Raw genomic sequence first — 20,669 nt, forward strand, 5'->3', positions numbered from 1 at the left:
GTCCGGCTAATGCCACCCACCTGCCGCTAAATGCGGCGGAGCCGGGCAGCTGAAACAGCCACCCGGCTCCGCGCGCCGCTCGGCCCTGGGCGCGAGCGGTACTGATCACATCGTCGAGGTGTCGATCACGAAGCGGTAGCGGACGTCGCTCGCCTGCACCCGGCGGTACGCGTCGTTGATCTGCTCGGCGGAGATCACCTCGATCTCCGCGCCGATCCCGTGCGCGGCGCAGAAGTCCAGCATCTCCTGGGTCTCGGGGATGCCGCCGATCATCGAACCGGCCATCGCCTTGCTGCCGCCCAGCAGGGAGAACGGCGAGAGGCCGAGCGCGCCCTCGGGCGCGCCGACCTGCACCATCGTGCCGTGCACGCGGAGCAGCGAGAGGTAGGCGTCCACGTCCAGGTCGGCGGAGACGGTGTTGATGATCAGGTCGAAGCGGCCCGTCAGCTCCTGGAAGGTGGCCGGGTCGGAGGTCGCGTAGTAGTGGCTCGCGCCCAGCTTCAGCCCGTCGTCCTTCTTGCGGAGCGACTGGCTGAGCACGGTGACCTCGGCGCCCATGGCATGGGCGATCTTCACGGCCATGTGGCCGAGGCCGCCCAGGCCGACGACCGCGACCTTCTTGCCGGGGCCCGCGCCCCAGCGGGAGAGCGGCGAGTACACGGTGATGCCCGCGCACAGCAGCGGCGCGGCGGCGTCCAGGCCGATGCCCTCGGGGATGCGGAGGGCGAAGTCCTCGGAGACCACGACGTGGGTCGAGTAGCCGCCATAGGTCGGCTCGCCGTCCCGGCCGATGGCGTTGTACGTCTGTACGTTGCCCGTGCCGGTGCAGTGCTGCTCCAGACCGGCCTTGCAGTTGTCGCACTCCCGGCAGGAGTCGACCATGCAGCCGACGCCGACCCGGTCGCCGACCTGGTGGCGGGTGACCTCGGGGCCCACTGCGGAGACCACGCCGGCGATCTCGTGGCCCGGGACCATCGGGAAGATGGCCTGGCCCCAGTCCTCGTCCACCTGGTGGATGTCGGAGTGGCAGATCCCCGCGTACTTGATGTCGATCTCGATGTCGTGCGCGCCGAGCTCACGGCGCGGAATGGTGGTGCGCTCAAGCGGTGCCTTGGGCGCGGGTGCTGCATACGCGGTGACAGAGGTGTGTGTCATGCCATCAAGGCTGCGTCGGGACGAGAAGCGGAGCCAGAGCCCCCGTTTTCGTACGCACGCGGTTGGTACCACTGGTAGTGGCACCCTCACGCCCGCTCGGCCGGCCCGTACGGACGCGGCGGGCCGGATACTGGGCCTATGGACCAGCGCACCGAATTGAGCGAGTTTCTGCGCACCCGCCGCGCGCGTCTGCAGCCCGAGGACGTCGGACTGCCGCGGCCCAGCGGGCGGCGCCGGGTGCCGGGCCTGCGGCGGGAGGAGCTCGCGCAGCTGGCCGGGGTGAGCGTCGCGTATTACGTACGGCTCGAACAGGGCCACGGCCAGAACGTCTCCACGGCCGTACTGGACGCGATCGCCGGCGCCCTGCGGCTCAACGAGGCCGAGCGGGCCCACCTCAATCACCTGGTCAAGCCGAAGGCCAAGCGCTCGCGCGGCGCCGGGCGGCCGCAGCGGGTGCGGCCCGCGCTGCAGCAGCTGCTGGACGCGATGGAGGGGATTCCGGCGTATGTCGCGGGCCGCCGCCTGGACGTCATCGGCTGGAACCGCATGGCGTGCGCCCTGCTCGGCGACTACGCCGCGCTCCCGCCCGAGCAGCGGAACATCGCCTGGCAGGTCTTCCTGGACCCGGCAGCGCGCGAGCTCTACGTCGACTGGGAGAGCAAGGCCGCCGACATCGTCTCCTACCTCCGCCTGGACGCGGGCTGCCATCCCGACGACCCGCTGCTCGCCTCGCTGATCGGGGAGCTGTCGGTCAAGAGCGAGGAGTTCCGGCAGCTGTGGGCCACGCACGACGTGCAGGACAAGGGCTTCGGCGTGAAGCGGCTGCACCACCCGGTCGTCGGGCCGCTGACCCTGTCGTACGAGACGCTGCGGCTGCCCGCCGACCCGGACCAGCAGCTGATCGTCTACCACGCGGAGCCGGGCTCGGCCTCGGCGGAATCGCTGCGGCTGCTGGGCGACTGGGCGGCGGCGGACCCGGTTGCCGTAGAGCCGATGGCCGAGGACACCGCCCGGCGGCGGGACGGGGGAGGTTAGAGTGGCCGGGCCGTGGTGCTCGGGAAGACCGGTGAAGACCTACGGGTCCGATTCCGGAGCGGCCCTCGCCACTGTGATCGGGGAGCTACCGACCCATTCCCCGTGCGTGCACCGCGTACGTACGGGGGGCCACTGACCGCGGAGTGCGGACGGGAAGGCCGGGGCGGGCGCGTCCTCCTCCACGCTCTTGACGAGCGGGGAGGAGATCCTCGTAAGCCAGGAGACCGGCCACGGCATCTCACGAACTGATTCCACGAGGTGCTGGAGCGTGATGGCCGGATGACCGTGCCCACTCATACCCCCACGTCCGCCGATCTGTCGCAGTTCCGCTGGCAGCGGCGCGACACCGTCCGTACGGCCGGCCTGCTGGCGGTCATAGCCGCTTTGCACATCGTCGCGTTCGGTGTGCTGTTCCTGCTCGTCGTGCCCGGCCACTACACCGTCGGCACACAGGTGTTCGGCGTGGGCCTGGGCGTCACCGCGTACACCCTCGGCATGCGGCACGCGTTCGACGCGGACCACATCGCCGCGATCGACAACACCACCCGCAAGCTCATGGCCGACGGGAAGCGGCCGGTCTCGGTGGGCTTCTGGTTCGCGCTCGGCCACTCCAGCATGGTCGTGCTGATGGCCGCGCTGGTCTCGGGCGGCGCGGCGCTCGCGGGGACCCTGATGGACGAGGGCTCCCGTACGCACCAGGTGCTCGGCACGGTCGGCACCACCGTCTCCGGGGCCTTCCTCTACCTCATCGCCGCCCTCAACCTGATCGCGCTGGCCGGCATCTGGCGGGTCTTCCGCGCCATGCGGGCCGGGGAGTACGACGAGTCGGAGCTGGAGCGGCAGCTGGACTCGCGCGGCTTCATGAACCGGGTGCTCGGCCGGTTCACCAGGACCATCACGCGGCCGGGCCAGATGTACCCGATCGGGCTGCTCCTCGGCCTCGGCTTCGACACCGCGACCGAGGTGACGCTGATGGTGATGGCGGGCAGCGGCGCCGCGTCCGGGCTGCCCTGGTACGCGGTCCTGTGCCTGCCGCTGCTGTTCGCGGCCGGGATGAGCCTCTTCGACACCCTCGACGGCACGTTCATGAACTTCGCGTACCAGTGGGCGTTCTCCAACCCGGTGCGCAAGGTCTACTACAACCTCACGATCACCGGCCTGTCCATCGCCGTGGCCCTCTTCATCGGCACCATCGAGCTGGTGACCGTGCTGCACGACAAGCTCGGCCTGAAGGACGCGGTCACCGACCGGATCTCCGGCCTGGACCTGGACAACGTCGGCTACCTCATCGTCGGCCTCTTCGTCGTCGTCTGGGCGGCGGCGATCGCCTACTGGCGGCTGTCGGGCGTCGAACAGCGGTGGGCGGCGCGGGTGGCCGCCCCTTCGGAGGGCTGAGCGCGCACGCCCCGGGCGGCGGGCCGCGCGGCCCTACTTGCCGGCCGCCTTCTTCGCCGCCCGCTTCATCTGCTGCTTGTACGCCCGGACCTCGGCCAGCGACTCGGGGCCCGTGATGTCGGCGACCGAGCGGTGCGAGCCCTCCTCGCCGTACGGCCCCGCGGCCTCGCGCCAGCCCTCGGGGCGCACGCCGAACTGCTTGCCGAGGAGGGCCAGGAAGATCTGTGCCTTCTGCTTGCCGAAGCCGGGCAGGTCGTTGAGGCGTTTCAGCAGCTCGGCGCCGGTTTCGGCGTCCCGCCACACGGCCTCGGCGTCCCCGTCGTAGTGCGTGACGAGGTACTGGCACAGCTGCTGCACCCGCTTGGCCATCGACCGCGGATAGCGGTGCACGGCCGGCTTGCGGGCCAGCAGCTCCTCGAACGCCTCCGGGTCCTGCGCCGCGATGGCCTGCGCGTCCAGGTCGTCCCCGGCCATCCGCCGGGCGATGGTGTACGGACCGGTGAACGCCCACTCCATCGGCACCTGCTGGTCCAGCAGCATGCCCACCAGCGCGGCGAGCGGACTGCGGCCGAGCAGTTCGTCGGCTTCCTCCTGCTGGGCGACCCGCATCCTCACGTTCATGTTCCGATGATCCCTTCCGGCGCCGCACCGCGCATATCCAGGCAAGCGTTTTCGTGCGACGATCCCGTCCATGCCGACACTGAGCGAACTGATCCCCGCCGAGGCCGTGCGGCTGGACGTGGCGGCGGCGGACTGGCAAGCGGCGGTACGGGCCGCCGGCGACCTCATGGTCGCGACCGGTACCAGTACCGGTGAGTACACCACGGAAATGATCGAGAACGTCGAGGAGAACGGTCCGTACATCGTCATCGCGCCCGGCTTCGCCTTCGCGCACGCCCGCCCCTCGCCCGCGGTCCTGAGGACCGGCATGTCCTGGGTCCGGCTGGCCGAGCCGGTGGAGTTCGGGCACGAGTCGAACGACCCGGTGAGCCTGGTCGTCGCGCTCGCGGCGAAGGACTCCGGGGCGCACACGGAGGCGATGGCGGCGCTCGCGCGGCTGCTCGCGGACCCGGAGACCGAGCGGGCGCTGCGCGAGGCCCGGACGCCGGAGGCGGTGCACGCGGTGCTGGCGGGCCGGGACGCGCCGGCGGAGCCGGCGGAACGGCAGGCCGGCGGCGGGTCCGCGCACAAGATCCTCACCGTCTGCGGCAACGGCCTGGGCACCAGCCTCTTCCTGAAGAACACCCTGGAGCAGGTGCTCGACCGCTGGGGCTGGACGAAGTACGTCACCGTCGAGGCGACCGACACCATCTCCGCCAAGGGCAAGGCCGGCGAGGCCGTCGCCATCCTCACCTCGGGCGAGATCGCCCGGACGCTCGGCGACGTCGGCGTCCCGGTGAAGGTCGTCGAGAACTTCACCAGTACGGGTGAGGTCGACCGCATCCTCCGAGACACCTACGACGTCCAGTAACGAAGGGCGCACCATCTCCATGCACTGGCTCGTATCGATCGCCGAATTCCTGGTCAACGAGGTCCTCAGCCAGCCGGCGTACCTGGTCGGCCTGATCACGGCCACCGGCCTGATCGCCCTGCGCAGGTCCGCAGGGCAGATCGTCGGCGGCGCCCTCAAGGCGACGCTGGGCTTCCTGCTGATCGGGGCCGGCGCCAATCTGGTCGTCACGGCCCTCGCCCCGCTGGGCGAGATGATCCAGGGCGCGACCGGCGCGCACGGCGTCATCCCGACCAACGAGGCGATCGTCGGCATCGCGCAGGCGCAGTTCGGCGCCCGGGTCGCCTGGCTGATGATCGTCGGCTTCGGGGTCAGCCTGCTGCTGGCCCGCTTCACGCCGCTGCGGTACGTCTTCCTGACCGGCCACCACATGCTGTTCATGGCGACGCTGCTGACCGTGGTGCTGGCCACCGCCGGCCAGTCCTCGGCCGTCGTGGTGCTGGTCGGCGGCGTGCTGCTGGGCATCCTGCTGGTCTCCATGCCGGCCTTCGCGCACCCGTGGACCAAGCGCATCACCGGCGACAACACGATCGCCATCGGCCACTTCGGCACCGCCGGGTACGTCGCGGCGGGCGCGGCCGGGCAGCTGGTCGGCCGGCGCAGCCGCAGTACGGAGGACATGAAGCTGCCCGAGGGGCTGCGCTTCCTGCGGGACTCGATGGTCGCCACCGCGCTGTCCATGGTCCTGATCTACGTGATCATGGCGGTCCTCTTCCTGGCCAGGGCCGGCCGGGAGACCGCGTTCAAGGCGTTCGCGGGCGACGGCGGCGCGGCCGCCACCGGCCTCGGCAACTACGTGATGCAGTCCGTCATGCAGGGCCTGCAGTTCGGCATCGCCGTCGCGATCATCCTGTTCGGCGTGCGGACGATCCTGGGCGAGCTGGTCCCGGCGTTCCAGGGCATCGCCAGGAAGGTGGTGCCCGGCGCGGTGCCGTCGCTGGACGCGCCGATCGTCTTCCCGTACGCGCAGAACGCTGTCCTCATCGGCTTCCTCTGCAGCTTCCTCGGCGGCCTGGTCAGCCTCGGGCTGCTCTCCGCGCTCTTCCACCCGTGGTTCGGCCTCGCGCTGGTCCTGCCGGGGCTGGTGCCGCACTTCTTCACCGGTGGCGCGGCCGGCGTCTACGGCAACGCGACGGGCGGCCGGCGCGGCGCGGCCGTCGGCGCCTTCGTCAACGGCGTCCTCATCACCTTCCTGCCCGCGCTGCTCCTGAAGGTGCTCGGCGCGTTCGGCGAGGAGAACACCACCTTCGGGGACGCGGACTTCGGCTGGTTCGGCTCGCTGATCGGCAACGCGGCCAAGCCGGGCGGCGCGGGCGCCGTCGTGCTGATGCTGGCCATCGGCGCGGTGGTGCTGGGCGGCGCCGTGCTCGTGCAGAAGCGGGTGGTGGAGACCGGCTGGGATCCGGGCGCGCGCCGGGATGCCGTACTGCCCCGTACGGAAGCCCCGGCGGCCGCGGCCCCGACGACCGGCAGGACCGGCACGACCGCTCACGCGAAGATCGCGCCGCCGGCCGGCGCGCCCACGCCGCCCCCGCCGCCGGAGTCCGACTGAGTACTTTCGTGGGGAGCCCGGCGGCCGCGGCTCAGCCGGAGCGCTGCCGGGTCGGCGGGCGGATGAGGAGCATCATCGCGTCGTCCCGGGAGGCGCCGTCGCGGTAGCGGGCCAGGTCGGCTTCGAGCGTGTCCAGGACGACGGTCGGCTCGCGGTCGCAGAACGCCGTGAGGCGCTCGGCGAGGGGGTAGAACTCGCCGTCGCCGTTGCGGCATTCGGCCACCCCGTCCGTGCACAGCAGCAGCCAGTCGTCCGGCGCCGGCCGCACGACCGCGGTCGGGCACCGGTCCTGCACCATCCGCATCAGCCCGAGCGGGGCCGTCGCGTCCAGCCCGGCGAGCCAGGAAGCCCGGCCGCCGCGTACCAGGAGCGGCGGTGGATGGCCGCAGCTCAGCAGCTCCACCCGGCCGTCGTCGTACACATTGATCAGCAGCGCGGTGACGAACCCGTCGTGGTGGTGGATGCGGGTGACGGCGGTGTCCATGCGCAGCGCGATGCCCGCGAGGCTGCTCTCGTGGTGCGCGAGCTCCCGCCAGATGTGCAGCGTCTCGGCGGCCGTGGCGACCACGTCCAGGCCCTTGCCCGACACGTCGCCGATGAGCAGCCGCACCCCGAAGCGGGTGCGCTCGGCGCCGCAGATGTCGCCGCCGACCGTGGCACCGGGGGTGGCCGCGAGGTACCGCGCGTCCAGCCGCACCCCGCCCACCGACTCGGGCGGCCGGGGCAGCACCGCCGCCTGGGCCACCTGGGCCAGCCGGCCGAGGCGGGCGAGCTTGGACTCCTGGCGGCGGCTGCGGCGGGCGGCGGTGCGGGTCAGCACGGTCACCGTCAGGACGCCCGCCAGCGCCGCGACCACGTTCACCGGCCGGGCGCCCCAGCCCAGTACCGCCACGCCGCCGAGCGCCGCCGCGCCCGCGCTCAGCACATAGCGCCCGCCCGTCCGCCCGACCGCGGGCAGTGCCGCGACGGCGGGCATCAGGGGCAGGAAGAGCTGCGGGAGGCCGATGGCCCGTCCCAGGAGGGCGCAGACCATGGCCAGCGCCAGTGGGAAAAACGTTCCTCGAACCAGCCTCACGGAAGTGCCGGACGGCGGTGCGGCCGGAACGGTACTGACGCGTCCGGCCGGAGGAAGCTTCGGCATGGCGGTACCTGCCCGCAGAGCGGCGGCTGGAGCGGAACAGCCTAGTGAGCATTCGATGCACGAGGTGTGCATATGGCGAATTCCCTGAGGAAGAAGCTGGTCAAACATGTGCGCCGGACATCAGGATTCGCGCAGCGTCCAGGTCAGGAAGCGGTTCAACAGCGTCCGCTCCTCTCCCGACAGACGCAGCCGTTGCCGCCCGTAGGCCCGGGTGGCGCGCGGCATCCGGAAGGCCGTGCCCTCCTCCTTGTCCGGGTACGGCTCGATCAGCGACTGCCAGGCCAGCCCGGTGAAGGCCGCGACGAGCGGGCCGGGCGGCAGCTGCGCGTCGCCGCAGATCTCCACTGCGTGCGCCAGCTCGAAGCTGCCGGGGAAGACGCTGAGCCGCGCCCAGAGCAGCCGCTCCTCGGCCGTGCACAGCCGCAGGCTCCAGCTGAGGGATTCGCGCAGCGAACGCTGGCGGCCGGGCAGGCCGGGCGCGGTGGCCGGCAGGTCGAGCGCGGCCTCGGGCCGGGCGAAGCAGGAGAGCACGTCGGCGGCGGAGCGGTGCGCGAGCTGGTCCGCGGCGATCCGCACGGCGAGCGGCAGGCCGTCCAGCAGTGCGCAGATCCGCCGGACCGCGTCGGGCGCCGCCTCCTCGGTGTCCAGCTGCCGGGCGTACGCCGCGAACAGGCCGGTCGCGACATCGAGCGGTACGGGGGACAGCGGATACAGGCCCGGGGTACGCAGCGGGGTCCGGCTGGTGGCCAGCACGTGCAGGCGGGGGCAGGCGCTGACGAGCGCGGTGAGGACCTCGGTGCACCGCCCGGCCAGGTGTTCGCAGGTGTCCACGACCAGCAGCGCCGGGGTGTCCCCCAACGCCTCGGCCAGCGCGGCGAGTTGGGGCCTTCCCGCGGGACCGTCCATGCCCAGCGCGCGGGCCAGCCAGTGCGGCACGAGCCCGGGGTCGGCGAGCGGCGCGAGGTCGGTACGGGCCACGATCACCTCCGGGCCGAGTCCCGGCCGGCGCGCCAGCGCTCCGGCGAGCGCGCTCTTGCCGACGCCGCCGGGCCCCGTCACCGTCACCAGTCGCCGGTGCCGCAGCAGGTACTCGACCTCCGCGAGCGCCACGTCCCGCCCGGCCAGGGCGACCCGGTCGCAGTTCTCCGACTCCAACATGGATCCCGCCTCCGAAGTGCACATCCGGACCGGCCCTCTCCGGAAGAGGTGGCCAGCCTGCCCGGTGGGGCGGCACGGAGACATCGGTGACCGGCAGGGATAGGTATACCTAACTCCTTTGCGCTCTCCGGGAGTCAGGGTGTCGGCAGGCCGGGGCCGGCGCAGTGCACGTCGGCCGCCGGCACGGCCCCGTCCACCAGGTAGGCCGCCGCCGTGCCGTCGACGCAGCCGTTGCCGCGGCTGGCGAACACGCCGTGGGAGTAGTCGTCGTGCAGGGTGACCAGGCGGGAGCCGGGCAGCCGCCGCTTCAGGTCGCGGGCGCCGGTTATCGGCGTGACCGGGTCGTGTGCGGAGGCGATCAGCAGGACCGGGGGCGCGGCGGGGCTGCCGAGCGCCGTGCGGTGGGCGGGCCTGTGGTGCCAGTACGCGCACACCGAGGCCTCCATGCCGGTGAGCACCGGCTGCGGGTCGAGCCGCCGCATCCGCCGGATGTCGGCGGTCACTCGCGCGGGCGTGGGCCCGGGCCCGTCCGCGCACTTGACGGTGCGGTTGGCGGCCTCGTACGTACGGGATGCCGCGCCGTCGAAGGGGTCGGCCGGGCGCAGCGCCGCGACGGTACCGTCCCGTAGGTACGTACGCATGCCGTCGGCCAGGCCCGCCCAGCGTTCGGTGCGGCCGAGCGCCCGGTAGACGGTGCGGTCGAACTCCGCGGCGCCGAAGCCGTCGACGGGGCGGTCCGCGAGGCCGTCGCGGGTGCGCTGGTAGGCGGCGCGGACGGCCGCGGCGCTGCCGCCCAGCCCAAAGCGCTTCTCGTGCGCGGCGGCCCAGCCGAAGAAGGTGTTCCGCTGGCGCAGCAGAGCCCGGCTCTGCCGGAGGTCGAAGTCGTACCAGTCCTCGGGCCCGACGACGCTGTCCAGCACCATCCGGCCGACGCGGTGCGGGAAGTGGGCGGCGTAGGCCGCGCCGAGGTAGCTGCCGTAGGACACACCGAGGTAGCCGATCACCCGCTCGCCGAGGGCCGCGCGTATCGCGTCCATGTCGTACGCGGTCGCGGTGGTCGAGAGGTGCGGGAGGGCGGCGCCGACGCCCGTGGCGCAGTCGTCGGCCGTGCGGCGCAGGGAGTCGAGGTGAGCGCGCTCGGCGGCGGGGGTCTTCGGCACCGGGTCCCGGCTCGGCGCGTCGAAGAGGCCGCCCATGGGGCCGCAGTCCGCGGGCGCGCTGCGTCCCGTGCCGCGCGGGTCGAAGCCGATCACGTCGTACGCACGCCGCACGCGCTCGGGGAGTTTGGCGCGCTTGGTGACGGCGTACGGGAGCCCGGAGCCGCCGGGGCCGCCCGGGTTCACGAGCAGGACGCCGCGCCGCTCGTCCGGTGTGCCGGAGGCCGGTACGCGGGAGACCGCGATGCCGATGTGCCGGTCCTCGGGATGGTTCCGGTCCAGCGGGACGCTCAGCTCGCCGCACTCGACGCGGTCGGGGGTGGGCGGGTCCGGCACGGAGTCGGGGCAGGCGCCGAAGTGCAGCGCGGGGGCCGGGGGAGCGGCGGCGTGCGCGGGCGCCGCGGGGAGCAGCGTGGCGGCGGTGGCCGCGAGGGCGCAGAGCAGGGCGGGACGGCGGGCGGCGGTGATCACAGAGCTCGCATTCGGGGCAGTGGCGGGAACACCGTGCAATGAGGTGACTTGAAAATGATTATCGTTTACAGTGTGGGTCGGTCAAGCCGGAGGCCCCTCGGAAGACGGGCCGCCGGCCGGCCGGTCGTCCGCAACTCGCGTCCGGAGAAGGGGAATCGTGGCTCATCTGCTGATGGTCGAGAGCTGGGTCGGGGCAATGAGCAGGCTGCTGCCACACGCGATCCGCGAGGGCGGACACGAGTTCACGTTCCTCACCCGGGACCTGCACCACTACCTGCGCAGCGCGCCCGAGGGCACGGCACACCCGCTGCTCGGCGCCCGCAATGTGCTGACCGCCGACACCAACGACCTGGACACGCTGCTGCCGTACGCCGAGCGGCTGCACGCCGCGCTGGGCTTCGACGGCGTGCTCACCTCGTGCGACTACTACCTGCCGACCGTCGCCCGGATCGCCGGCCACCTCGGCCTGCCGGGCCCTGCGCCGGAAGCGGTCGAGACCGCCTGCCGCAAGGACGCCACCCGGCGGGTGCTCGCGGACGCCGGGCTGCCCCAGCCGCGGTTCGCGGTCTGCGCCGACCGGTCCGAAGCGGCCGCGGCCGCCGCCGGGATCGGCTACCCGCTGGTGCTCAAGCCCGTGGACCTGTGCGCCGGGATGTTCGTACGCAAGGTTGAGGACGAGGCGGAGCTGCAGCGCGCCTACCGCGCGGTCGAGGACTTCCCCGTCAACGCGCGCGGCCAGCGCCGGGCCCCCGTCGTCCTGCTCGAAGAGCTGCTGCACGGGCCCGAGGTCAGCGTGGAGACCGTGACGCACGGCGGCTCCACGCACGTCGTCGGGGTGACCGACAAGAGCGTGGGCGGGGCGCCGGCCTTCATCGAGACCGGGCACATGTTCCCCGCCGCGCTCTCCGCCGCCGACGCGGCGGCCGCTGCCGACACCGCCGTACAGGCCGTCAAGGCGCTCGGGCTGGACGGCGTCGTCGGGCACACCGAGATCAAGCTGACGCCCGACGGGCCGCGCGTTGTCGAGGTCAACCCGCGGCCCGCCGGCAACCGCATCACCGAGCTGATCCGCCACGTCACCGGTATCGACGTGGCCGCCGCCTGCATGGACGTCGCGCTCGGTCACCGGCCCGACCTGACCGTCCGCGACACCGGACTGGCCAGCGCCGCGATCGGCTTCCTCGTACCGGGGGAGGCGGGCGTGCTCGCGGACATCGACGGCGGCGAGGCCGTGCGCGCGGCGGACGGCGTACTGGAACTCCAGCTCGCCGAGCCGGGGAAGACGGTGAAGGCGGCCGGCAGCAACAACGAGTACCTCGGGCACGTCATGGCCGGGGACGCGGCCGGGCCGGGCGCCCGTACGCGCGTCGAGACGCTGCTCTCCGCGCTGCACCCCCGGGTGGTGGGCCGATGAGCCCCGCCGACGGCCCCTGTACCGCCGTCACCTCCTACGACGACCTGGTGGCCGGCGTGCTGGCCGGCGCCTACGGGCCCGATCCCGCCGAGCGGCGGATCTCCGTGGCCTTCAGTACGCGGCAGGCCGTCCGGCACACCGGGCGCAGCGGCGGCTACCGCAACGAAGTACTCAGCCTGCGGCTGGGCGCGGCGGTCGGCTCCTGCGCGGTCGAACCCGGCGCGCTGACCGACGAGGCCGTCGAGCGGTGCGTCGGCGCGGACGTCGCCGCGCTGCTGGCGCACGAGCTGCTGCCCGTACGGGTGGCGGCGCTGGACGCGTACCTGATGGACGTCGCGCCGCACGGCCCCGCGAGCGGCGCCCGCCCCTTCCCGCTGCCCTCCGGCAGCTCGCTGGAGAAGTCCCGCGCCCGGGCACGCGCCGTCGTGGAGCTGATCGACGCGGCCCCCGGCGCCCGGGTGCTCGTCGTCGGCGTCGTCAACTCGCTGCTGGAGGCGCTGCGCGAGCGCGGCCTCGTTTACGTGCCGTGCGACCTCAAGGGCGGTACGACCGAGTGGGGCGAGCCCGTCGTCACCGACGCGCTCGCCGAGCTGGCGCGCTGCGACGCGGTACTCGCCTCCGGCATGACGCTGGGCAACGGCAGCTTCGAGGCGCTGCGCGCGCACGCTGCCGCGCACGGCACGCCGCTGGTGATGTTCGCGCAGACCGGCAGCGCGGTGCTGCCGCGGTTCCTCGGGTCCGGGGTGAGCGCGGTGTGCGCCGAGCCGTACCCGTTCTTCTGGCTGGACGGCGGGCCGGGGATCGTCCACCGGTACCGCGCCGCCGGGGCCGCGTCGGCCGCCTCCGGGGCCGCCGCATGACCACGGCCGTTCTGCACCCCACCGCCAATCCGCAGCTGCTCGCGCTGCTCGGCCGCACCCCGCTCGCCCGGATCACCACCGGCCTGCCCTGCCCGCACCCCGGCTTCTGGGCCAAGCTCGAAGGGCTCGGCGCGGGCGGCATGAAGGCGCGGGCCGCGGTGTCGATGCTGCTGGGCGCGAGGGAGCGCGGCGAACTGCGGCCCGGCGCACCGGTCGTGGAGTCCACCTCCGGCACCCTCGGCGTCGGCCTGGCCTTCGCGGGACAGGCCCTCGGCCACCCCGTCGTGCTGGTCGGCGACACCGAACTGGAGCCGTCCATGCGGCAGTTGCTGCGCACGTACGGCGTCCGGCTGGAGCTGGTGGACCGCCCGGCGGCCGAGGGCGGCTGGCAGGCCGCACGGCTGGCCCGGCTGCGCGCCCTGCGCGCCGAACTCCCGGACGCGTACTGGCCCGACCAGTACAACAACCCCGACAACATCGCCGGTTACGGGTCGCTCGCCGCCGAGGTCGCCGCCGACCTGGACCACCTCGACGTGCTCGTGTGCAGCGTCGGCACCGGCGGGCACAGCGCGGGCATCGTCGGCCCGCTGCGCCGGCACTGGCCGGGCCTGCGGCTGATCGGCGTGGACGCCACCGGCTCCACGATCTTCGGGCAGCCCGCCAGGCCCCGTCTGATGCGCGGCCTCGGCAGCAGCATCCACCCGCGCAACGTCGCGTACGAGGCGTTCGACGAGGTGCACTGGGTCGGCCCGGCCGAGTCCGCCGACGCCTGCCGCCGGCTGGCCGCGGGCAACTTCGTCAGCGGCGGCTGGAGCACGGGCGCGGTGGCGCTGGTCGCCGCCTGGGCGGCCCGCGTCCACCCGGGAGCGGTCGTCGCCACCGTCTTCCCCGACGGGCCGCAGCGCTACCTCGGCACCGTCTACGACGACGACTTCGCCACCGCGCACGGGCTCGACCTCACCACCGCCGCCACCCGCCCCGTCGAGATCCCGCACCCCCGGGCCGCGGAGGCCACCGGCTGGACGCGCTGCCGGACGGTCGCCGACCCGCTCGCCGCCCCCACCCCCGCACGCCCCACTCCCCGGGAAGAGACCCCGACCCCATGAAGCTCAGCCAGCGCACCGTACGGCTCCGGCTCACCGAGCCGCTGCGCATCTCCCGCTCGACCATGGCGGCCCGCGACGCCGTCTGGCTCGCGATCGAACACCAAGGACAGCGCGGCTACGGCGAGGCCGTGGCCAGTACGTACTACGACCTCGACGCCGACACCATCGGACGGCTGCTCAGCGAGACGGCGCTGGAACTCGCCCGCTTCGAGGGCCCGGAGGCGGCGCTCGACGCGCTCCGCGAGGGCGCGCTGCCCGCGCCGGACACCCCGCCCGCCGTGACCGCCGCCGTCGAGTCGGCCCTGCTCGACCTCGTCGGCAAGCGCGCCGACATACCCGTGCACCGGCTCCTCGGCGCCGAGCAGCCGCCCCGGGCCGCGACCGCGCGCACCATCGGCATCGGCTCGCGCCGCGCCGCCGGTGAGGAGGCCGGGCGGCTGGCCCGGAACGGCTTCTCCGTCCTCAAGGTCAAGGCCGGCTCGCCCGACCCCGAGGACGACCTGGAGCGCGTGCTCGCGGTGCGGGATGCGGCGCCGCACGCCCGGCTGCTGCTGGACCCCAACGGCGCCTGGACCACCGCGCAGGCCGCGGCGCTGCTGCCCCGGTACGCCGACCTCGGCGTCGAGGCCGTCGAGCAGCCCATCGCGCCCGGCCGCCCCGAGGCGCTGGCCCGGCTCGCCGAGCGCTCGCCGCTGCCCGTCATCGCCGACGAGGACGCCGTCGGCATCGAGGACGCCCGGCGGCTCGTCGGCCGGGTGCACGGCATCAACGTCAAGCTCGCCAAGTGCGGCGGCGTGCACGCGGCGCTGCGCATCGCCGACCTGCTCGCGGGCAGCGGCACCGAGCTGATGCTCGGCTGCCTGACCGCCAGCTCGCTCGGCCTCGCCCCCGCCGTTCACCTCGCCGACCGCGCCCGCTGGGCCGACCTGGACGGCCACCTGCTGCTCGCCCACGACCCGTGGACCGGCATCGGCGGCACCGACGGCACCGTACGGGCCGGGCGGCAGCCGGGCCTCGGCGTGCGGCCGGTCCGCCACACCGACCTGCCCGACGGAACGGCCGCGCCGGCCGGCCTCGTCCAGGAGGTGCCGCGATGAAGAAGACCTGGCACGAAATGCGCGGCTTCCCGCTCGCCATCCGCCTGCTGCTGGTCAACCAGCTCGGCGTCAACACCGGCTTCTACCTGCTCATCCCGTACCTCGCGGTGCACCTGGGCGAGGACCTGGGCATGTCGGCCGCGGTCGTCGGCATCGTGCTCGGCGTCCGCAACCTCAGCCAGCAGGGCCTGTTCCTCATCGGCGGCTCGGCCGCCGACCGGCTCGGCGCGCGCGGCGTCATCATCGCGGGCTGCGCGCTGCGCACCGTCGGCTTCGCGCTCTTCGCGCTCGGCGACGGCCTGGCCGTCCTGCTCGCCGCTTCCGTACTGAGCGGACTGGCCGGGGCGCTGTTCAACCCGGCCGTGCGCGCCTACCTCGCGCAGGAGGCGGGCGACCGCAAGGCCGAGGCGTTCGCGCTGTTCAACGTCTTCGCGACCACCGGCGCGCTGGTCGGCCCGCTGCTCGGCTCCGCCCTCCTCCTGGTCGACTTCCGGGCCTCCGCGCTCACCGCCGCCGCGATCTTCGCCGTACTGACCGCGGCCCAGGCCGCCGTGCTGCCCGCCCGTACCGCCGCGCCGACGAAGAATTCCGTACTGGGCGACTGGCGCGAGGTCGTCGGCAACCGCGTCTTCCTGGCCTTCTCGCTCGCCATGGTCGGCATGTTCACCATGGAGAACCAGCTGTACCTGCTGCTGCCGGACGGCGCACGGCGGGCCACCGGCTGGGACGGCGCGGCCGGCATCGTCTTCCTCGTCGGCACCGTCGCCAACCTCACCCTCCAACTCCGCGTGACCCGCGCCCTGAAGGACCGCGGCAGCCGGTCGCGCTGGATCACCGCCGGACTCGGCCTGATGGGCCTGGCGTTCGTGCCGCCGATGGCCGTGGCCGGACTGTCCGGGCCGCCCGGCGGCCTCGGCGCCGCCGCGCTGCGCGCGCTGCCCGTGCTGGCCGGAGCGCTGCTGCTCTACCTCGGCGTGATGATCGCCCAGCCGTTCGTGATGGAGCTGATCCCCGACTTCGGCCGCGCCGAGCTGACCGGTACCTACTTCGGGCTGTTCTACGTCGTCTCCGGCATCGCCGCGGCCGTCGGCAACACCGTCGTCGGCTGGGCCATGGACGCGGGCGGGCACGCCGGCGCGGCCTGGCTGCCGTGGGCCTGCTGCCTGGCGTTCGGGCTGCTGTCCGCCGCCGGCGTGGGCTGGCTGCACCGGCTGCGCGCGCTGCCGGACCGGGCGCCCGCCGGGGCCGTGGCGGTGGCGGCGTGATCACCACCAGCAATCTGCTGACCGACAACCCCGAGCTGTACGAGGCCAGGTTCCCCGACGCCGACCGGCTGGCCGGGCGCTGGGCCGAGGACTGCCTGCGCCGGTACGGCTCGGGGCCGCGCGTCCTGGACATCGGCTGCGGCACCGGGCGCGACGCCGCGTACCTCCACCAGGTGGGCCGCTCGGTCGTCGGCGCCGACCTCTCCGAGGCGATGCTGGCGTATGCGCGCACGCACCACCCGGGGCCTGCGTACGTACGTGCCGACCTGCGCGCCTTCCGCTTCCCCGCGCGGTCCTTCGACGCCGTCGTCTGCCTGGACAGCGCCCTGCTGTACTGCCACACCGACGCCGACCTCGACGGCTTTCTGGCCTCCTGCCGACGGAGCCTGGCGCCCGGCGGGCTGCTCGTGGCGGAGATGCGCAACGGCGCCTTCTTCCTGGGCCGTACGGAACTTCTCGACGCCCCGTCGGTCAGCCGCTTCACCTGGCAGGGCACCACCTACCGGGCAAAAACCACGCTCCACGTCGACCGGGCCGCACAACTGCTGCGCCGTACCCGCGTGTGGACCGCCGACGACGGCTCGGAGCCGGTCGAGCAGCACTCCGCCTGGCGGCTGTTGTTCCCCCTGGAACTGCGCCGCGCCCTCACCGCGCACGGCTTCGAGGTGCTCGCCCTGCACGACGGACCGGGGCCGCGCACGGAGCCCGTCTGGGAGGAGGGCGCCGCGCCGGGGGACCGGCTGGACGCCGACCGGCTGCATCTCGTCGCCCGCCTGACGCGCACCGCCTGACACCGCCCACCGCCCGACGATCCACTCGTACCGGAGGACACCGCCATGCCCCACGCCCCCCTCGACGACTCCCGCTTCCCCGGCCTGCGCCGCCGGGGATTCCTCGCGGCCGCCGGCGGCGCGGCCGGGCTCGGCGCGCTCGCCCTCGCCGGCTGCGGCGGCCCCGGCACCACCGGCGACGCGGGCGCAGGCGGGGGACCGCGGCGCGGCGGCACGCTGCGGGCCGCGTTCGCCGGCGGCGGCGCGAGCGAGACCCTCGACCCGCACCGCACCAACCTCTTCGCCGACGCCGCCCGCGCCAAGGCCCTCTTCGACAAGCTCGCCGACTACGGCGACGACCTCGCCGCCGAGCCGCGCCTCGCCGCCTCCTGGGAACCGAACGACGGCCTGGACCGCTGGCGGGTGAAGCTGCGCAAGGCCACCTTCCACGACGGGCAGCCGGTGACCGCCGCCGACGTCCTCTACAGCTACCGCCGCATCGCCGACCCGAAGGAGGCGTTCCGCGCCAAGGCGTCCCTGGAGCCCATCGACCTCAAGGCGAGCCGGGCCGTCGACGACCGCACGGTGGAGTTCGTACTGAAGCGCCCCACGGCCGAATTCCCCAACGTGCTGGCCGCGTTCGGCGCGTACATCGTTCCCGAGGGCGCGCGCCACTTCGACCACCGGCCGGTCGGCAGCGGCCCGTTCCGCTTCGTCTCCTTCGCGCCCGGCCGGTCCGCCGTCGTCGAGCGGTACGACGGGTACTGGGACGGCGCGCCGCACCTGGACCGGCTGGAATTCGTGATCGCCAACGAGGAGTCGGCCCGCGTCAACGCCCTCCTCGGCGGCCAGGTCGAGTACGCCCACGAACTGAACCCGACCACCGCACGCGCGCACGAGGGCAAGGGCCAGATAGAGATCGTCCGGCTGCGCAACAGCGCCATGCAGGCGTTCGCGATGAAGACCGACCGGGCGCCGTTCGACGACAAGCGGGTACGCGAGGCGTTCTTCCTGATCGCCGACCGCGAGGAGCTGGTCAAGGGCGCGCTGTCCGGCGCCGGCGAGATCGGCAACGACCTCTTCGGCAAGGGGTACGAGTACTACGCCGACGGCCTCCCGCAGCGCACCCAGGACCTGGACAAGGCCCGCCACCTGCTGAAGAAGGCGGGCGCCGAGGGCCTGAAGGTCACCCTGGACACCTCCGCCGTCGCCGCCGGCTTCACCGAGGCCGCGTCCATCTTCCGCGACCAGGCCGCCAAGGCGGGCGTGCGCATGACGGTCAGGACCGGCAGCAAGGACAGCTACTGGGCCGACACCCTGGACTCCGGGACGCTCGCCGGCTACCGCTCCGGCGCCATGCCCATCGAGTCCCACCTCTCCCAGCGGCTGCTGACCGACTCCACCACCAACGCCACCCAGTGGCACCACAAGGACTTCGACGCGCTCTACCAGCAGGCTCAGTCGACCAAGGACAAGAAGGACCGGGCGGCCCTCTACGAGCGGATGCAGCGCCGGCTGTACGCCGAGGGCGGCTTCCTGGTCTGGGGCTTCGCCGACTGGATCCTCGGCACGGCGCGCAACGTACGCGGCATCGCGCACGACGCGCCCGCCAACACTCTGGGCTGGGCCCGCTTCGACAAGGTGTGGCTGGCGTGAGCGACACCGAAGCCCCGAGGACCGCGCGCGTCTCCAAGGGTGCGCGCGTCTCCAAGGCCGTGCGCGGCGACGGGCTGCGGGCCTGGGTGGTCCGCCGGGTGCTGCTCGGCGCCGGCCAGACCGTGGCCGTCGTCCTGCTGGTCTTCGCGCTCACCGAGGCGCTGCCCGGCGACGCGGCCGTGGCCCTCGCGGGCGACCAGCCCGACCCGGCCCGTATCGCGGCCATCCGCGAGGCCCTGCACCTGGACCGGCCCGCCCACGAACGGCTCGCCGCCTGGGCGGCCGGGCTCCTCCACGGCGACCTCGGCACGTCCCTGACCTCCGGCCGCCCGGTCGCCACGTATCTCGCGACCGGCTTCGGCCCGACCGTGCTGCTCGCGGCCCTGACGGTCGCGCTCCTGATACCGGTCTCCGTCGGCCTCGGCGTCCTCGCGGCCCGCCGCGAGGGCCGGCTCGCCGACCGCCTCATCAGCTCCGTGACCCTGGGCGTCTACGCCGTACCGGAATTCGCCCTCGGCGTCCTCCTCGTCACGGTCTTCGCGCTGCGCCTGGACTGGCTGCCGCCGACCGCCGTCGGCTACGGCAGTGACCTGCTCGCCCACCCCGCCGCGCTCGTCCTCCCGGTCCTCGTCCTGCTCGCCCGGCCGGTGTGCTCGCTGGCCCGGCTGGTCCGGGCCGGCATGATCGACGCGCTGGCGTCGCCGTACGCCGCGCAGGCCCGCCGGTACGGCATCCCGGGCGCGCGCGTCCGGTACACGCACGCCCTCCCCAACGCCCTCGCCCCCGCCGCGCAGCAGCTGGCGCGCACGATCGACTGGCTGCTGTGCGGCGTCATCGTCGTCGAGGCGCTGTTCGTGATCCCCGGCCTCGGCACGGTCCTGATGAACGCCGTCGCCGAGCGCGACGTCCCGGTCATCCAGGGCCTGGCCGTCGTCTTCGGGCTCACCGCCGTCGTCCTGAACCTCGGCGCGGACCTGGTGGCGCGCCGGTTCACGCCACGGGCGGGGGTGGCCGCGTGAAGCCGCGTACGCGCCCGTCCGGCCGCTTTGCTCTCGCCCTCCTGATCACCGCCGTACCGCTGCTGATCGCCCTCCTCGGCCCGCTGTTCGCGGGCGAACCCGGGCCCCGCGGCGCCTCGTTCACCCTCGGTGGCGGGCACTGGGCCGGCACCGACTTCGTCGGCCGGGACGTCTGGCGGCAGGTGCTGCTGGGCGGCCGTACGGTGGTCCTCACCGCGCTGTCCGCGACCGTGCTGGCGTACGTGGTGGCCCTGCCGCTCGGCCTCGCCGCGGCCCTGACCCACCGCGGCCCGCTCGAAGAGCTCCTGATGCGCCCGCTGGACGTCCTCCTCGCGGTCCCGTCCCTGCTCCTGATCCTCCTCGCCGCGGCCGTCTTCTCGCCCGGCGCCGCGGGGCTCGCGCTCCTCGTTGCACTGGTCAACATCCCGGACGCGGCCCGCATCATCCGCGCCACCGCCGCCGAGGCGGCCGCCCGCCCCGCCGTCGAGGCGCTGCGGATGCAGGGCGAGACATGGTGGCGGATGGCCGTGGGCTACGTCGGCCGCTCGGCCCTGCGCACGCTCGCCGCCGATGCCGGCACCCGGCTGACCGGCGTCCTGTACCTCGTGGCCACCGCCGCCTTCCTGGGCGTCGGCGTGGCCCCGGACGCCGCCGACTGGGCGGTGATGGTCGACCGCAACCGCACGGGCCTGTTCGTCCAGCCCTGGGCCGTCGTCCTGCCCGCAGTGCTGATCATCGCCCTGACCACGGGCGCCAACTTGCTCTTCGACGAGGGGCTGGCCCGCACCCGGCCCTCGGCGCGGTCCTGGGCGCGGTCGTCGGCGCGGCCCTGGGCGCGGTGCTCGGCGCGGCCCTGGGTGCGGTCGTCGGCGCGGCCCTCGGTGCGAAAGGAGACCCGCTCGTGAACG

18 protein-coding genes, 1 pseudogene and 1 riboswitch are annotated in these 20,669 nt (G+C 73.8%); of the genes and pseudogenes, 14 read left to right on the top strand and 5 right to left on the bottom strand.

Annotated features, from left to right (window positions below):
* Positions 1–105 precede the first annotated feature (105 nt).
* Positions 106–1,155, bottom strand: a complete 1,050-nt coding sequence (locus ACZ4MH_RS32785) for an NAD(P)-dependent alcohol dehydrogenase (RefSeq protein WP_351595293.1) — start codon at positions 1,153–1,155, stop codon at positions 106–108.
* 138 nt (positions 1,156–1,293) lie between these two features.
* Here ACZ4MH_RS32785 and ACZ4MH_RS32790 point away from each other — a divergent pair, with 138 nt between their 5' ends.
* Both ACZ4MH_RS32790 and nicT read left to right on the top strand, forming a co-directional pair.
* Positions 1,294–2,190, top strand: a complete 897-nt coding sequence (locus tag ACZ4MH_RS32790) for a helix-turn-helix domain-containing protein (protein ID WP_351595290.1) — start codon at positions 1,294–1,296, stop codon at positions 2,188–2,190.
* Positions 2,187–2,437: riboswitch (cobalamin riboswitch) on the top strand. Its footprint overlaps the gene before it by 4 nt.
* Before the next feature lie 32 nt (positions 2,438–2,469).
* Complete coding sequence (nicT, locus tag ACZ4MH_RS32795; RefSeq protein WP_351595287.1) at positions 2,470–3,585, top strand: Nickel transporter NicT; 1,116 nt, start codon at positions 2,470–2,472, stop codon at positions 3,583–3,585.
* Between the two features lie 33 nt (positions 3,586–3,618).
* Here the strand turns inward: nicT and ACZ4MH_RS32800 are convergent, their stop codons facing one another.
* Positions 3,619–4,206, bottom strand: a complete 588-nt coding sequence (locus tag ACZ4MH_RS32800; protein ID WP_351595284.1) for an HhH-GPD-type base excision DNA repair protein — start codon at positions 4,204–4,206, stop codon at positions 3,619–3,621.
* A gap of 70 nt (positions 4,207–4,276) precedes the next feature.
* On the opposite strand from ACZ4MH_RS32800, the gene ACZ4MH_RS32805 reads away from it, so the two are divergent.
* Positions 4,277–5,056 (top strand): PTS sugar transporter subunit IIAB, encoded by a 780-nt coding sequence (locus ACZ4MH_RS32805; protein ID WP_351595281.1) that lies wholly within the window; start codon positions 4,277–4,279, stop codon positions 5,054–5,056.
* Positions 5,057–5,075: 19 nt separating this feature from the next.
* Entirely contained in the window at positions 5,076–6,647 is a 1,572-nt protein-coding gene (locus ACZ4MH_RS32810) for a PTS ascorbate transporter subunit IIC (RefSeq protein WP_351595278.1), read from the top strand.
* 31 nt (positions 6,648–6,678) lie between these two features.
* Here the strand turns inward: ACZ4MH_RS32810 and ACZ4MH_RS32815 are convergent, their stop codons facing one another.
* From ACZ4MH_RS32815 to ACZ4MH_RS32825, 3 genes are all read right to left on the bottom strand, one after another.
* Positions 6,679–7,722, bottom strand: a complete 1,044-nt coding sequence (locus ACZ4MH_RS32815) for a PP2C family protein-serine/threonine phosphatase (protein ID WP_351595275.1) — start codon at positions 7,720–7,722, stop codon at positions 6,679–6,681.
* Between the two features lie 186 nt (positions 7,723–7,908).
* Complete coding sequence (locus ACZ4MH_RS32820) at positions 7,909–8,946, bottom strand: ATP-binding protein (RefSeq protein ID WP_351595272.1); 1,038 nt, start codon at positions 8,944–8,946, stop codon at positions 7,909–7,911.
* Positions 8,947–9,080: 134 nt separating this feature from the next.
* The gene (locus ACZ4MH_RS32825; RefSeq protein WP_351595269.1) at positions 9,081–10,574 is read right to left on the bottom strand and encodes an alpha/beta hydrolase; all 1,494 of its coding nucleotides are present in this window, start codon (positions 10,572–10,574) and stop codon (positions 9,081–9,083) included.
* Positions 10,575–10,731: 157 nt separating this feature from the next.
* Here ACZ4MH_RS32825 and ACZ4MH_RS32830 point away from each other — a divergent pair, with 157 nt between their 5' ends.
* The 10 genes and pseudogenes from ACZ4MH_RS32830 to ACZ4MH_RS32875 all read left to right on the top strand — a co-directional run bounded on the left by ACZ4MH_RS32830 (position 10,732) and on the right by ACZ4MH_RS32875 (position 20,666).
* Entirely contained in the window at positions 10,732–11,988 is a 1,257-nt protein-coding gene (locus ACZ4MH_RS32830; RefSeq protein ID WP_351595266.1) for an ATP-grasp domain-containing protein, read from the top strand.
* Positions 11,985–12,848 (top strand): Rossmann-like domain-containing protein, encoded by an 864-nt coding sequence (locus tag ACZ4MH_RS32835; protein ID WP_351595263.1) that lies wholly within the window; start codon positions 11,985–11,987, stop codon positions 12,846–12,848. The genes ACZ4MH_RS32830 and ACZ4MH_RS32835 overlap by 4 nt, the downstream gene beginning before the upstream one ends.
* Positions 12,845–13,954, top strand: coding sequence for a PLP-dependent cysteine synthase family protein (locus ACZ4MH_RS32840; RefSeq protein WP_351595260.1), 1,110 nt, complete (start codon positions 12,845–12,847; stop codon positions 13,952–13,954). The genes ACZ4MH_RS32835 and ACZ4MH_RS32840 overlap by 4 nt, the downstream gene beginning before the upstream one ends.
* Positions 13,951–15,051 (top strand): dipeptide epimerase, encoded by a 1,101-nt coding sequence (locus ACZ4MH_RS32845; protein WP_351595257.1) that lies wholly within the window; start codon positions 13,951–13,953, stop codon positions 15,049–15,051. The genes ACZ4MH_RS32840 and ACZ4MH_RS32845 overlap by 4 nt, the downstream gene beginning before the upstream one ends.
* Positions 15,048–16,316 (top strand): MFS transporter, encoded by a 1,269-nt coding sequence (locus ACZ4MH_RS32850; RefSeq protein ID WP_351595254.1) that lies wholly within the window; start codon positions 15,048–15,050, stop codon positions 16,314–16,316. Before ACZ4MH_RS32845 ends, ACZ4MH_RS32850 begins: the two co-directional genes overlap by 4 nt.
* A complete protein-coding gene (locus ACZ4MH_RS32855; protein WP_351595343.1) occupies positions 16,316–17,107 on the top strand; it encodes a class I SAM-dependent DNA methyltransferase in 792 nt (263 codons plus the stop codon). Before ACZ4MH_RS32850 ends, ACZ4MH_RS32855 begins: the two co-directional genes overlap by 1 nt.
* Positions 17,108–17,152: 45 nt before the next feature.
* Positions 17,153–18,742: an ABC transporter substrate-binding protein gene (locus ACZ4MH_RS32860; protein WP_467754833.1), complete on the top strand. Its 1,590-nt coding sequence runs from the start codon at positions 17,153–17,155 to the stop codon at positions 18,740–18,742.
* A gap of 59 nt (positions 18,743–18,801) precedes the next feature.
* Positions 18,802–19,761, top strand: a complete 960-nt coding sequence (locus ACZ4MH_RS32865) for an ABC transporter permease (protein WP_351600860.1) — start codon at positions 18,802–18,804, stop codon at positions 19,759–19,761.
* A 149-nt stretch (positions 19,762–19,910) separates the two neighbouring features.
* A pseudogene (locus ACZ4MH_RS32870) lies at positions 19,911–20,030 on the top strand (ABC transporter permease); the annotation flags it as partial.
* A 39-nt stretch (positions 20,031–20,069) separates the two neighbouring features.
* Positions 20,070–20,666, top strand: a complete 597-nt coding sequence (locus tag ACZ4MH_RS32875) for an ABC transporter permease subunit (RefSeq protein ID WP_467754834.1) — start codon at positions 20,070–20,072, stop codon at positions 20,664–20,666.
* Positions 20,667–20,669: the final 3 nt, after the last annotated feature.

This window comes from Streptomyces sp. NPDC026301, assembly GCF_055567935.1.